This is a genomic window from Roseateles sp. P4_D2 (assembly GCF_056401875.1).
Genome location: NZ_JBFUIM010000003.1, coordinates 184222 through 199624, shown reverse-complemented (window position 1 = coordinate 199624; position 15403 = coordinate 184222). Strand labels below are relative to the sequence as shown.

Sequence of the window (15403 nt, the reverse complement as noted above, 5' to 3'; positions counted from 1 at the left end):
ATGGGTTCAACCCTCGAACGGGAAATTGATCTCCACGCCATTACCGGCGGGGTCTTGGAAGAAGAACTGGTGCTGGCCGGTGACGGGCGAGCGGGACTCGTGGAAGCTCACGCCCAGCGCGCGCAGATGCGCCGCGGTGCCCACCGGGTCAGTGCCGAAGAAGGCCGTGTGGTCGTAGGTCGTCGGGGCGGCGGGGTTCACCGGGCCGCGCACCGCTTCATTGGCCCGCTGCGTGGACAGGTGGACGACCGGGTGGCCGCTGGCATAGAGCCAGTAGCCTGGGCTGTCGAAGTCCGGCCGCGGCCCTTGCTCGAGGCCGAGCACGTCGCGGTAGAAATCGCGCAGCACTGCGAGCAGCTCGGCGGGTGCGCGCAGATTGATGTGATGCAGGCCGGTGATCATGGGGTGCTCCTGAAGGTCGCCAGCAACTGGCGTGCCGCGGTGGATGCTGGCGTACGGCCTTCGCGAACGTCCGCGGTTGCGGCGTCGAGTTGGCTCTTCACGCCTGGGTGCGAGACGAAGGCCAGCTTGAGGCCGGACTGGATGCGCGCCCACATCCACGCCAGGGACTGCTCGCGGCGCTTGGCCGCCCAGCCGCCGCCGCCTTCACTCGCTGTGCGCAGTGCAGTCAGCGCGTCCCACACGGGCGCTATGCCGTCGGCCTTCAGCGCGCTGACCTTCATCACGCGATGGTTGGCGTGCGCATGCCTGGGCAACAGCCGCAGCGCGGACGTGATCTGGGCCTGGGCACGCGTGGCGGCCACGTCGTCCAGGTCGGCCTTGTTGATGACGACCAAGTCGGCCAGTTCCATGACGCCCTTCTTGATGGCCTGCAAATCGTCGCCCGCGTTGGGCAGTTGCAGCAGCAGGTAGAGGTCGGTCATGCCGGCCACGGCCGTCTCGCTCTGGCCGACGCCGACCGTCTCGACGATGACGACGTCATAGCCCGCCGCCTCGCACAGCAGCATGGCCTCGCGCGTCTTCTCGGCCACGCCGCCCAGCGTGCCACTGCTGGGACTGGGGCGGATGAAGGCGCGCTGGTCCATGGAAAGCCTTTCCATGCGCGTCTTGTCGCCCAGGATGGCACCGCCGGACAGCGTGCTCGACGGGTCCACCGTCAGCACCGCCACGCGGTGGCCGCGCTCCAGCAGAAACATGCCGAAGGCTTCGATGAAGGTGCTCTTGCCCACGCCCGGAACGCCGGAGATGCCCAGGCGCAGCGCGCCGCCGGTGGCGGGCATCAGCGCCGTCAGCAGCGCGTCGGCCTGTTCGCGGTGATCGGCCCGGGTGGACTCGATCAGCGTGATGGCCTTGGCCAGCGCACGGCGGTCGCCGGCTTGCAAGGGTGCCGCAAGACTCACTCGGCCTCCCAGCGGTATTCGGTGTCGAACTCCTGTTCTTCAACGACGCGGAAGCCGTGGCGGCGATAGAAGTCGTTCGCGCGGCTCTCGCGCAGCGCGGCCAGCGTGATCGGCAGGCCTTGCGACTTGATCTGGTCGAGCACCCAGGCGCCCACGCCCTGCCCTTGGGCCTGAGGACGCAGATAGAGGTGATGCAGACGCAGTTCGCCCTCGCGCGGCTCGACGGTGAAGTAGCCGACGCGCTCGCCGTCCACGACGAGGTGCTGCATCCACGCGGGCCGGAACTGGCTCTGCAGCCGTGCCCGCGCGACATCGGGGTTGAAGCGGCCGAGCCGCTCCAGGCTGTCGCGCAGCGCCTCGATGCGCAGGGCCAGCATCGCCTCGAAATCCGCGTCGGCGACGGGCGCCAGCGTGGGCGTCATCAGGCGGCCACCTGTGCGCGGATCTGCTCCAGCACGTCCTTGGCACTCGCCGGGATGGGCGTGCCGGGGCCGTAGATGCCCTTCACGCCCGCCGCGTACAGCATGTCGTAGTCCTGGGCCGGAATGACGCCGCCCACGAACACGATGATGTCGTCCGCGCCCTGCTTCTTCAGCTCGGCAATGATGGCCGGCACCAGCGTCTTGTGCCCGGCCGCCAGCGTCGAGATGCCCACCGCGTGCACGTCGTTCTCTATGGCCTGGCGGGCGCATTCCTCGGGCGTCTGGAACAGCGGGCCGATGTCGACGTCAAAGCCCAGGTCGGCAAAGGCGGTGGCCACGACCTTGGCGCCACGGTCGTGGCCGTCCTGGCCGAGCTTGGCGATCATCACGCGCGGGCGGCGGCCTTGCTCGTCACCAAAGGCCGCGATCTCCTCCTGCAGCTTGGCCCAGCCCTCTGCCGAGTCGTAGGCGGCCGCGTAGACACCGCTGACCTTGTGCGTGTCGGCACGGTGGCGGCCGAATACGGCCTCCAGCGCGTCGGACACCTCGCCCACCGTCGCGCGAAGGCGCACGGCCTTGATGGACAGGTCCAGCAGGTTGCCTTCGCCAGTCTCCGCGGCCTGCGTCAGCGCGGCCAGCGCGGCCTGCACGGCGGCCGTGTCGCGCGTGGCCTTGATGCGGTTCAGGCGCTCGATCTGGCCGTCGCGCACCTTGACGTTGTCCACGTCCAGGATGTCGATGGGGTCTTCCTTGGCCAGCTTGTACTTGTTGACGCCGACGATGACGTCCTGGCCGGAGTCGATGCGCGCCTGCTTCTCGGCTGCACTCGCCTCGATCTTCAGCTTGGCCCAGCCTGAGTCCACCGACTTGATCATGCCGCCCTGGGCATTGACCTCTTCGATGATCTCCCAGGCCTTGTCGGCCATGTCCTGGGTGAGCTTTTCCATCATGTAGCTGCCGGCCCAGGGGTCGACGACGCTGGTGATGTGGGTCTCTTCCTGGATGATGAGCTGGGTGTTGCGCGCGATGCGGCTGCTGAACTCGGTGGGCAGGGCAATGGCCTCGTCCAGCGAGTTGGTGTGCAGGCTCTGCGTGCCGCCGAACACGGCAGCCATGGCTTCGATGGTGGTGCGCACCACGTTGTTGTACGGGTCCTGGGCGGTCAGGCTCCATCCCGAGGTCTGGCAGTGGGTGCGCAGCATCAGGCTCTTAGGCGCGGTCGCGCCGAAGCTCTTCATGATGCGCGTCCACAGCAGCCGCGCCGCACGCATCTTGGCGATCTCGAGATAGAAGTTCATCCCGATGGCCCAGAAGAAGCTCAGGCGCGGCGCGAAGTCGTCGACGCTCAGGCCCTTGGCCATGGCCGTCTTCACATACTCCTGGCCGTCGGCCAGCGTGAAGGCCAGCTCCAGCGCCTGGTTGGCGCCCGCCTCCTGCATGTGATAGCCGGAGATGCTGATGGAGTTGAACTTGGGGCACGCCCGCGCCGTGTACTCAATGATGTCGCCGACGATGCGCATCGACGGCTCCGGCGGGTAGATATAGGTGTTGCGGACCATGAACTCCTTGAGGATGTCGTTCTGGATGGTCCCGGCCAGCTTGTCCTGCGACACGCCCTGCTCTTCCGCCGCCACGACATAGCCGGCCAGCACCGGCAGCACGGCCCCATTCATGGTCATCGAGACCGACACCTTGTCCAGCGGGATGCCGTCGAACAGGATCTTCATGTCCTCCACCGAGTCGATGGCCACGCCGGCCTTGCCGACGTCGCCGGTCACTCTGGGATGGTCGCTGTCGTAGCCGCGGTGGGTCGCCAGGTCAAAGGCCACCGACACGCCCTGGCCGCCGGCGGCGAGCGCCTTTCTATAAAAGGCATTGCTCTCCTCGGCGGTGGAGAAGCCCGCGTACTGGCGGATCGTCCAGGGCCTGGCGGCGTACATCGTCGCCTGCGGGCCGCGCAGGAAGGGTTCGAAGCCGGGCAACGTGTCGGCGTGCGGCAGGTCGGCCACATCGGCCGCGGTGTAGAGCGGCTTGACCGTCAACCCCTCGGGTGTCACCCAGTTCAGTGCCGCCACGTCACCGCCCGGGGCGGACTTGGCGGCGGCCTTGGTCCATTGCTCCAGCGTGGCAGTCTTGAACTCCGGGGCGTCCCCGGCGCGGCTGTCGTCCGACATCGAAACTCTCCTGTAACTGGGCCGGCATCTTAGCCGAATGATTATTCATAATTATGAATTCAGAATCGCTACACTCGGCCGCCATGCCCGGTTCCCTCGACCACGCCCCCCTCGCCGCCTCGGCTCTGTATGAGCAGGTGGCCGACCGCCTTCGCCAGCAGATCCTGGCGCGGGAGCTGGAGCCGGGGTCGTGGATCGACGAGCTCAAGCTCTGCGCCGAGCTGGGTATCAGCCGCACGCCCATGCGCGAGGCGCTGAAGGTGCTGGCCTCCGAGGGCCTGGTGACGATGAAGCTTCGGCGCGGCGCCTATGTGACGGAGATGAGCGAGCGGGACGTCAGGGAAGCCTACCAACTGCTCTCCCTTCTAGAAAGTGACGCCGCCGCCGAAATCTGTGTCCGGGCGACGGATGCCGAGTTGAACGAACTCGGCGAACTGCATCGCGCGCTGGAGGAGGCGTTGCCCGACCGGGATGCCTTCTTCGCTGCCAACGAACGCTTTCACCTGCGCGTGCTGGAGATTGACGGCAACCGCTGGCGGCTGCAGATCGTCGGCGACTTGCGGCGGCTGATGAAGCTCAATCGCCACCATTCGCTGTTCCGGGAGGGACGGCTGGCGGAGTCGCTGGAGGAACACCGCGCCATCGTCCAAGCGCTGCTTGCGCGCGATGCGCAAGCCTGCAGGCAGCTTGTCACGGCCCATTTTTGTAACGGACTGAGCGCCACCCAGACAGCTTTGTGAAGGCAGACGGGCGGTGCGTGAACTGCCACCGAAAGCCCGCGCTTATCGGCGTGTGGCTTCGCTAAGTCCTTACTAGCATGGCAATTACTGGGAAAACCACCCCCGGTCCGGGTGTTCGGGCCGTGGGCGGCGGCCTCGGTTCGGGTTGATTCCGGCCGATTTGAGACTTTGTTCCTCAAGTCAAGCGGGGCCGGCCCGATAACCGATCGAAGCACTTGAAATCTAGGGATACGGCCGTGCCACGGCATTGGCCGGCTGCCCCGGGTTGCAAGCCGCCACCTCCATGAGGGCGTGGCCGTCAGCACAGCAGGTACAACCATGGCAAGCATCGTCCCCTTCATTCCGGTCTCCAAGATCCCTGGCCTCACGACCACGTCGATCCGGGATTTCACGACCGAAGACTGGGCCGCCTTCAGCACCGACCAGCTGATTGCGCTGACCACCGTACAGGCCGCTGTGATCACCTCCAGCGGCCTTTCTGTCTTGAGCAGCGACCAACTGCGCGCTTTCCAGACCGAGGACCTGCGCGCCATTTCGACCGCCTCCATCGGCGGCTTCAATTCCGACCAGATCGGCGTCCTGACGACCGACCAGCTGCAGGCCCTGAGCACCGGCCAGATCCTGCAGCTGAGCACCGCGCAGTTGCAGGGCTTCAATGCCGCCGACATGGTGGCGCTGACCACCGCCCAGGTCGGCGCCCTGACTTCGACGCAGGCCAAGGGTTTCTCCACGGACCAGCTGTCGGCCCTGGAAGCGACGGACATCAAGTTCCTGTCCACGGCCGCGCTGCGCGCCCTGACCAGCACCCAGCTGGACGGTCTCACCAGCGACCAGCTGCGCGCCCTGTCTTCCAGCCAGATCCTCGCGCTGACCACCGCCCAGGTCAGCACCTTGAACACCGACGACCTCAACACCCTGACGTCGGACCAGTTCAACAAGTTCAGCACGGCCCAGGTGCAGTCGCTGACGACCAGCCAGCTCAGCCACCTGACGACGGATGGCCTGAACGCGATGGGCTCGGCCCAGTTCGCCGCTCTGTCCTCCCTGCAGGTCGGTTCGCTGACCTCCGACCAACTGCCCAAGATGGAGAGCGCCGATCTGCGCGCCATCACGACGGTGGCGCTGCGCGGCCTGAGTTCCGATCAGATCCAGACCCTCACCTCCGACGAGGTGGGCGCTTTGACGACCGGCCAGATCGCCGCGCTGACCACGGCCCAGGTGCGAGGCCTGACGGCTGGTGACATGACGGCCCTGGACACTGCCCAGGTGGCCGTGCTGAGCTCGGCCCAGGTCGCCCAGCTGAACACTGATCAGTTGTCCGCCATCGATGCGGCCGACATGAAGTCACTGACGACGGTCGCCCTGCGGGCGCTCACCAGCACCCAGCTGGACGGCCTGACCAGCGACCAGTTGCGTGCCCTGAGCTCGGGCCAGATCAATGCCCTGACCACCGACCAGGTCCGTACGCTGAACACGGACGACCTGAACAGCTTGTCGTCCGACCAGTTCAACAAGCTCTCCACCGCCCAGGTCGCCGTGCTGACGACGGCCCAGTTGAGCCACCTGACGACGGACAGCCTCAACGCGATGGGCTCGACCCAGTTCGCCGCTCTGAACTCGGCCCAGTTCAGCGCGCTGACGTCCGACCAGCTGCCGACGATGGAGACGGCCGACCTGCGCGCCGTCACGACCGCGGCACTGCGCGGCCTCTCCTCCGACCAGATCCAGACCCTGACCTCGGACGAGGTGGGCGCCCTGACGACGGGCCAGATCGCCGCCTTGACGACGGCCCAGGTCAAGGGCCTGACGGCCGGCGACATGACGGCCCTGGGCACCGCCCAGATCGCCGCCCTGGGCTCGGCCCAGGTGTCGGCCCTGAACACCGACCAGCTGTCGGCCATCGAGGCCGCCGACATGAAGTCGCTGAGCACGGCCGCCTTGCGTGGCCTGACCAGCACCCAGCTGGATGGCCTGACCAGCGATCAACTGCGTGCCCTGACCTCTGGCCAGATCAACGCGCTGACGACCGACCAGATCCGCACGCTGAACACGGACGACCTCAACAGCCTGGCGTCCGACCAGTTCAACAAGCTCTCCACCGCCCAGGTCGCCGCGCTGACGACGGCGCAGCTGAGCCACCTGACGACGGACAGCCTCAACGCCATGGGCTCGGCCCAGTTCGCGACGCTGAACTCCACGCAGTTCGGCTCGCTGACCTCTGACCAGCTGCCGACGATGGAAACGGCCGACCTGCGCGCCGTCACGACCGCGGCACTGCGCGGCCTCTCCTCCGACCAGATCCTGACGCTGACCTCCGACGAGGTGGGCGTCCTGACCACGGGCCAGATCGCTGCGCTGACCACGGCCCAAGTGCAAGGCCTGACGGCCGGCGACATGACGGCCCTGGGCACCGCCCAGATCGCCGCCCTGGGCTCGGCCCAGGTGTCGGCCCTGAACACCGACCAGTTGTCCGCCATCGAGGCGGCTGACATGAAGTCGCTGAGCACGGCCGCCCTGCGTGGCCTGACCAGCACCCAACTGGACGGCCTCACCAGCGACCAGCTGCGCGCCCTGACCTCCAGCCAGATCAACGCGCTGACGACCGACCAGGTCCGCACGCTGAACACGGACGACCTCAACAGCCTCACGTCCGACCAGTTCAACAAGCTTTCCACCGCCCAGGTCGCCGTGCTGACGACGGCCCAGCTGAGCAGCCTGGCCACCGACAACCTCAACGCGATGGGTTCGGCCCAGTTCGCGACGCTGAACTCCAGCCAGTTCGGTTCGCTGACGTCGGACCAGTTGCCCAAGATGGAGACGGCCGACCTGCGCTCGGTCACGACCGCCGCGTTGCGCGGCCTCTCTTCCGACCAGATCCTGACGCTGAGCTCCGACGAGGTGTCCAGCCTCACGACCGCCCAGATCGGCTCACTCAGCACATCTCAAGTGCAGGGCCTGACGGCCGGCGACATGACCGCCCTGGGCACCGCCCAGATCGGCGTGCTGAGCTCGACCCAGGCCCAGGCGCTGAACACCGACCAGTTGGCCGCCATCGAGACCGGCGACGTCCGCTTCCTGTCCACGGCCGCCCTGCGCGCCCTGACCAGCACACAGCTGGATGGCCTCACCTCCGACCAACTGCGCGCCCTCTCCTCCAGCCAGATCAACTCGCTGACCACTGCCCAGGTCAGCACGTTGAACACCGACGACCTGAACAGCTTCACGTCCGACCAGTTCAACAAGCTGTCCACCGCCCAGGTCCAGTCGCTGACGACCACCCAGCTCAGCCATCTGGCCACCGACAGCCTCAATGCGATGGGCTCATCGCAGTTCGCGACGCTGAGCTCGGCCCAGTTCGGTTCGCTGACCAGCGACCAGTTGCCCAAGCTGGAGACGGCCGACCTGCGCGCCGTCACGACCGCGGCCCTGGCCGGCCTGACCTCCGACCAGATCCTGACGCTGACCTCCGACGAGGTGGCCGGCCTGTCGACCGGCCAGATCGCCTCGCTGTCGGCCAGCCAGGTCAAGGGCCTGACGGCCGGCGACATGACGGCGCTGAGCAGCGCCCAGGTGGCCGCCCTGAGTTCGGTTCAAGCCGCCGCGCTGAATACCGACCAACTGTCCGCCATCGATGCGGCCGACATGAAGTCGATGACGACGGCCGCCCTGCGCGCCCTGTCGAGCACCCAGATCGATGGCCTGACCAGCGACCAGTTGCGCGCCCTCACCAGCGCCCAGCTCAACGCGCTGACCACCAGCCCGCAGATCGTCGGCCTCAATACCGATGACCTCAATGTCCTGACGACGGACCAAATTGCCCGCCTGTCGACCGCGCAGATCCAGGCGCTGACGACCACGCAGCTGAGCAACCTGGTCACCGACAGCCTCAATGCGATGGGCTCGGCCCAGTTCGCCACGCTGTCTTCCAGCCAGTTCGGCTCACTGACAACCGACCAGCTCTCCAAGATGGAGACGGCCGACCTGCGCGCGGTCACGACCGCTGCACTGCGCGGCCTGAGTTCCGATCAGGTCCAGTCGCTGAGCTCGGACGAAGTGAGTTCGTTGACCACTGCCCAGGTGGCCGCACTGACGACGGCCCAGGTCAAGGGCCTGACCGCCGGCGACATGACGGCGCTCGGCACCGCCCAGGTGGCCGCACTGAGTTCGGCCCAGGCCCAGAACCTGTCGACCGACCAGCTCTCCGCCATCGAAGCCGCCGACATGAAGTCGCTGACGACGGCCGCCCTGCGTGCCCTGTCCAGCACCCAGCTCGACGGCCTGACCTCGGACCAACTGCGCGCGCTGAGCTCCAGCCAGATCAACTCGCTGACCACCGACCAGGTCCGCACGCTGAACACGGACGACCTCAACAGCCTCACGTCCGACCAGTTCAACAAGCTCTCCACCGCCCAGGTGCAGGTGCTGACGACTGCTCAGCTGAGCAACCTGACGACGGACAACCTCAACGCGATGGGCTCGGCCCAGTTCGCCACGCTGAATTCGTCGCAACTGGGTTCGCTGACGTCGGACCAGTTGCCCAAGATGGAGACGGCCGATCTGCGCGCCGTCACGACTGCGGCACTGGCGGGCCTGAGCTCCGACCAGATCCTGACGCTGACCTCCGACGAGGTGGCGGGCCTGTCCACGGGACAGATTGCTTCGCTGTCCGCCACGCAAGTCAAGGGCCTGACGGCCGGTGACATGACGGCCCTGTCCACGGCCCAGGTTGGCGTGCTGAGCTCTAGCCAAGCGGCCGCATTGAGCACGGATCAGCTGTCAGCCATCGAGGCGGCCGACATGAAGTCGCTGACGACGGCCGCCCTGCGCGCCCTGTCCAGCACCCAGTTGGACGGCCTGACCTCGGACCAGTTGCGCGCGCTGAGCTCCAGCCAGATCAACTCGCTGACCACCGACCAGGTCCGCACGCTGAACACGGACGACCTCAACAGCCTGTCGTCCGACCAGTTCAACAAGCTTTCCACTGCCCAGATCCAGGTGCTGACGACCACTCAGCTCAGCAACCTGACGACGGACAACCTCAACGCCCTGGGCACGGCCCAGTTCGCATCGCTGAATTCCACGCAATTCGGTTCACTGACGTCTGACCAGTTGCCCAAGCTGGAAACCGCCGACCTGCGCGCCGTCACGACGGCCGCGCTGCGCGGCCTCTCCTCGGATCAGGTGCTGACGCTGAGCTCCGATGAGGTGTCCAGCCTCACGACCGCCCAGATCGGCTCGCTGACCACCAGCCAGATCCAAGGCCTGACGGCTGCCGACATGACGGCCCTGGGCACCGCCCAGGTGGCCGTGTTGAGTTCGGCCCAGGCGCAGTCGCTGTCCACCGACCAGCTGTCGGCCATCGACGCGGCCGATATGAAGTCGTTGACGACGGCCGCCCTGCGCGCCCTGAGCAGCACCCAGCTCGACGGCCTGACCAGCGACCAGCTGCGCGGCCTGACCAGCACCCAGCTCAACGCGCTGACGACCAGCCCGCAGATCGTCAGCCTCAACACTGACGACCTCAACGTCCTGACGACGGATCAGATCTCCCGCCTGTCGACCTCGCAGATCCAGGCGCTGACGACGACGCAGCTGTCCAACCTGGCCACGGACAGCCTCAATGCGATGGGCTCGGCCCAGTTCGCGACACTGTCCTCCAGCCAGTTCGGCTCGCTGACGACCGACCAGCTGTCCAAGCTCGAGACGGCCGACCTGCGTGCCGTCACGACCAATGCGCTGCGCGGCCTGAGTTCCGACCAGGTGCAGTCGCTGACCTCCGACGAGGTGTCCAGCCTATCCACGGGCCAGGTGGCGGCCTTCACGACCGCCCAGGTCAAGGGTCTCACCGCCGCCGACATGACGGCGCTCGGCACCGCCCAGGTCGCGGCGCTGAACTCGGCCCAGGCCGCTGCGCTGAACACGGACCAGCTCTCGGCCATCGATGCGGCCGACATGAAGTCACTGACGACGGCCTCCCTGCGTGCGCTGTCCAGCGCCCAGATCGATGGCCTGACCAGCGATCAGCTGCGGGCGCTGACAAGTGCCCAGCTCAACGCGCTGACCACCAGTCCGCAGATCATCAGCCTCAGCACGGATGACCTCAACGTGCTGACGACGGATCAGATCGCCCGCCTGTCGACCTCGCAGATCCAGGCGCTGACGACGACTCAGCTGAGCAACCTGGTCACCGACAGCCTCAACGCGATGGGCTCGGCCCAGTTCGCCACGCTGTCTTCCAACCAGTTCGGCGCCCTGGGCACCGATCAGCTCTCCAAGATGGAGACGGCCGATCTGCGCGCGGTCACGACCAATGCGCTGCGCGGCCTGAGCTCCGATCAGGTCCAGTCGCTGACGTCCGACGAAGTCGGTTCGATGACGACGGCCCAGATCGCCACGTTGACGACGGCCCAGGTCAAGGGCCTGACGGCTGGCGACATGACGGCGCTCGGTACCGCCCAGGTGGCCGCGCTGAGCTCGGCCCAGGCCCAGAACCTGTCGACCGACCAGCTGTCCGCCATCGAAGCCGCCGACATGAAGTCGCTGACGACGGCGGCTCTGCGCTCGCTGTCCAGCACCCAGCTCGACGGCCTGACCTCGGACCAGCTGCGCGCGCTGAGCTCCAGCCAGATCAACTCGCTGACCACCGACCAGGTCCGCACGCTGAACACGGACGACCTCAACAGCCTCACGTCCGACCAGTTCAACAAGCTCTCCACCGCCCAGGTGCAAGTGCTGACGACCGCTCAGCTGAGCAACCTGACGACGGACAACCTCAATGCGATGGGCTCGGCCCAGTTCGCCACGCTGTCGTCCACCCAGTTCGGTTCGCTGACGTCCGACCAGCTGCCCAAGCTGGAGACGGCCGACCTGCGCGCCGTCACGACCGCCGCACTGCGCGGCCTGAGCTCGGACCAGATCCTGACGCTGAGCTCCGATGAGGTCTCCAGCCTGAGCACCGCCCAGATCGGTTCGCTCACGACGTCCCAGGTCCAGGGCCTGACGGCCGCTGACATGACGGCCCTGGGCACCGCCCAGGTGGCCGTGCTGAGCTCGGCCCAGGCGGCCGCACTGAACACGGATCAACTGTCCGCCATCGACGCGGCTGACATGAAGTCGCTGACAACGGCCGCCCTGCGCGCCCTCAGCAGCACCCAACTCGACGGCCTGACCTCGGATCAGTTGCGGGCCCTGTCTTCCAGCCAGATCAATGCCCTGACCACCGACCAGGTCCGCACGCTGAACACGGACGACCTCAACAGCCTGTCGTCCGACCAGTTCAACAAGCTCTCCACCGCCCAGGTCCAGGTGCTGACCACCACGCAGCTCAGCAACCTGACGACAGACAACCTGAATGCGATGGGTTCGGCCCAGTTCGCCTCGCTGTCATCCACCCAGTTCGGTTCGCTGACCTCCGACCAGTTGCCCAAGCTCGAGACAGCCGACCTGCGTGCGGTCACGACCGCCGCGCTGCGCGGCCTGAGTTCGGACCAGATCCTGACGCTGAGTTCCGATGAAGTCTCCAGCCTCAGCACCGCCCAGATCGGCTCGCTGACCACCGGCCAGATTCAAGGCCTGACGGCCGCCGACATGACGGCCCTGGGCACCGCCCAGGTGGCCGTGCTGAGCTCGGCACAGGCCCAGTCGCTGTCCACCGACCAGCTGTCGGCCATCGACGCCGCCGACATGAAGTCGTTGACGACGGCCGCGTTGCGAGCCCTGTCCAGCACTCAGATCGATGGCTTGACCAGCGATCAGCTGCGCGGCCTCAGCAGCACACAGCTCAATGCGCTGACCACCAACCCGCAGATCATCGGCCTCAACACCGATGACCTGAACGTGCTGACGACGGACCAGATCGCCCGCCTGTCGACCTCGCAGATCCAGGCGCTGACGACCTCGCAGCTGAGCAACCTGGTCACCGACAGCCTCAACGCGATGGGCTCGGCCCAGTTCGCGACGCTGTCGTCCAGCCAGTTCGGCTCGCTGACGACCGACCAGCTGTCCAAGCTGGAAACGGCCGACCTGCGCGCCGTCACGACCAACGCGCTGCGCGGCTTGAGTTCCGACCAGGTGCAGTCGCTGACCTCCGACGAGGTGTCCAGCCTGTCCACGGGCCAGGTGGCGGCCTTCACGACCGCCCAGGTCAAGGGCCTCACCGCGGCCGATATGACCGCCCTGTCCACCGCTCAGGTCGCGGCGCTGAGCTCGGCGCAGGCCCAGAACCTGTCGACCGACCAACTCTCGGCCATCGATGCGGCTGACATGAAGTCGCTGACGACGGCGGCTCTTCGGGCCCTCGGCAGCGCACAGCTGGACGGCCTGACCAGCGACCAACTGCGCGCCCTGACAAGTGCTCAGATCAACTCGCTGACGACCGACCAGGTCCGCACGTTGAACACGGACGACCTCAACAGCCTCACGTCCGACCAGTTCAACAAGCTCTCCACCGCCCAGGTCGCCGTACTGACGACGGCCCAGCTGAGCAGCTTGGCCAGCGACAACCTCAACGCCATGGGGACGGCCCAGTTCGCGACGCTGAACTCCAGTCAGTTCGGTTCGCTGACCTCCGACCAGTTGCCCAAGCTGGAGACGGCCGACCTGCGCGCCGTCACCACGGCAGCGCTGCGTGGCCTGTCTTCGGATCAGATCCTGACACTGAGCTCCGACGAGGTCTCCAGCCTCAGCACCGCCCAGATCGGCTCGCTCACGACGTCCCAGGTCCAGGGCCTGACGGCCGCCGACATGACGGCCCTGGGCACCGCCCAGGTGGCCGTGCTGAACTCCGCCCAGGCGTTTGCGCTGAGCACCGATCAGCTGTCCGCCATCGAGACCGGCGACATCCGCTTCCTGACCACGACGGCGCTGCGCGCCCTGACCAGCACCCAGCTGGATGGGCTGACCAGCGACCAGCTGCAATCGCTGACCTCGGCGCAGGTGAACTCGCTGACGACGGCCCAGCTGTCGACGATGAACAGCGACGACCTGAACGCGTTCACGACCGACCAGTTCGCTCGCATGAGCACGGGCCAGGTCCAGGCGTTGACGGCCGGCCAGCTGTCGCACCTGACGACGGACGATCTGACGGCCCTGGGAACACAGCACTACGCGGTGATGAACGCGACCCAGTTCGGTTCGCTGACAACCGACCAGCTGCCGAATCTGCAGACGGCCGACCTGCGCGCGGTGACGACGGCGGCGCTGTCGAGCCTGAACTCGGATCAAATCGCCTCGCTGCAGACCGAGCACATCGCCGCGCTCAGCACGGCCCAGGTGTTGTCGCTGTCCACCGCACAGATCCAGGGCCTGGCCGCAGCCGACCTGACGGCCATGGGCTCGGCGCAGATCTCGGTGCTGACCACGGCCCAGGTGAACTCGCTGTCCACCGACCAGATCGTGGCCATCGACTCCGATGACCTGGCCAAGCTGACTTCGGCATCGCTGCAGGCCATCACCAACACCCAGCTGGGTGCGCTGACCACCGATCAGCTGACCGGCCTGGGCACCCGCGTGTCGGTGCTGACGACCAGCCAGATCAACAACCTGGCCACCGACGACCTGAACACCTTCACGACGGCGCAGTTCGCGTCCTTGACCTCCACCCAGGTCAAGGCCTTCACGAACTCGCAGATCGCGGCGCTGGAAACCGACGACCTGCGCGCACTGACCACGGCCCACGTCGCCGCGATGAGCAATGCGCAAATCCAGGCCATCACCAGCGACCAGTTCAGCACGCTGAAGGCGACGCAGATCACGGCGCTGACCACGGCGCAGGCGGCGGCCTTGACCACGGATCAGATCCACAGCCTCACGACCGATCAGATCAGCGGCCTGGAAACCCGCGACATCACCGCCATGAGCATGGCTCAGCTCGACGCGCTGCAAGGCACGACCTTCGGCGAAATGAGCGCGGCGCAGATGAACGCCTACTTCAACGTCACGCCCATCGTGCTCGACCTGGATGGCCACGGCGTCAACACGCTGGCCGCCGCCCAGGGCGTGAACTTCGACCTGCTGGGCACCGGCCAGGCCAACAAGGTGGGCTGGGTGGCTGGCGGCGATGGCCTGCTGGTGATGGACCGCAACCATGACGGCCTCATCAACAGCGGCGGTGAACTCTTCGGCATGGGCACCGTGCTGGCCAACGGCAAGCATGCCAAGGATGGCTACGCCGCCATGGCCGAACAGGACAGCAACCGTGACGGCAAGCTCGACAGCCACGACGCCAACTGGAAGCAGCTGCAGGTCTGGGTCGACGCCAACCACGACGGCAAGACCGACGCCGGCGAGCTGAAGACGCTGGACCAGCTGGGCATCACCTCGCTCGACCTGAACGCCACCAAGGGCTCCGGGTCAGACAGCGGCAACCTCATCGGCCTGGTGTCCAGCTACACGACGACCGACGGCAGCAAGCACGACGTGGCCGACGTCTGGTTCGCCAAGGACGTGCAGCCGCAGAAGGCCGATGACGGCAAGGACGCGACGGTCAGCCTGCACGACGTGCTGGCACCGCCGACCGCCCCGCTGCTCGGTGCCGAGCACGTCGACCTGGCCAAGGCGGCCGTGCCGCACCCGTCGGCCGACGCCCACCTTGCGGCCATCGACCGCAAGCTGGCCGAGGACGACGAGCACCGGCGCAACAACGGCGGCAACTGGGTGTGAAGTCCGTGAATTCGTTCAAACCCATTCGGCGCAGCTGCCGAACGGTC

At 66.9% G+C, this 15403-nt stretch carries 6 protein-coding genes; 2 read left to right on the top strand and 4 right to left on the bottom strand.

The genetic code is table 11. From position 1 onward, the window contains the following. Window positions 1-6: 6 nt before the first annotated feature. The 4 genes from AC1DW0_RS06660 to scpA are packed head-to-tail and all read right to left on the bottom strand — an operon-like array spanning window position 7 to window position 3957. A complete protein-coding gene (locus AC1DW0_RS06660; RefSeq protein WP_056196607.1) occupies window positions 7-402 on the bottom strand; it encodes a VOC family protein in 396 nt (131 codons plus the stop codon). Beyond that, window positions 399-1361, bottom strand: coding sequence for a methylmalonyl Co-A mutase-associated GTPase MeaB (meaB, locus tag AC1DW0_RS06655; RefSeq protein WP_477945217.1), 963 nt, complete (start codon window positions 1359-1361; stop codon window positions 399-401). The genes AC1DW0_RS06660 and meaB overlap by 4 nt, the downstream gene beginning before the upstream one ends. Beyond that, window positions 1358-1783, bottom strand: a complete 426-nt coding sequence (locus AC1DW0_RS06650; RefSeq protein WP_477945216.1) for a GNAT family N-acetyltransferase — start codon at window positions 1781-1783, stop codon at window positions 1358-1360. Before AC1DW0_RS06650 ends, meaB begins: the two co-directional genes overlap by 4 nt. Next, window positions 1783-3957 (bottom strand): methylmalonyl-CoA mutase, encoded by a 2175-nt coding sequence (gene scpA, locus AC1DW0_RS06645; RefSeq protein ID WP_477945215.1) that lies wholly within the window; start codon window positions 3955-3957, stop codon window positions 1783-1785. Before scpA ends, AC1DW0_RS06650 begins: the two co-directional genes overlap by 1 nt. Window positions 3958-4040: 83 nt before the next feature. On the opposite strand from scpA, the gene AC1DW0_RS06640 reads away from it, so the two are divergent. Together AC1DW0_RS06640 and AC1DW0_RS06635 are read left to right on the top strand one after the other, a co-directional pair. Then, entirely contained in the window at window positions 4041-4697 is a 657-nt protein-coding gene (locus AC1DW0_RS06640) for a GntR family transcriptional regulator (RefSeq protein ID WP_457325842.1), read from the top strand. Between the two features lie 318 nt (window positions 4698-5015). Beyond that, window positions 5016-15356, top strand: coding sequence for a hypothetical protein (locus AC1DW0_RS06635; RefSeq protein ID WP_477945214.1), 10341 nt, complete (start codon window positions 5016-5018; stop codon window positions 15354-15356). The last annotated feature ends 47 nt before the right edge of the window (window positions 15357-15403 follow it).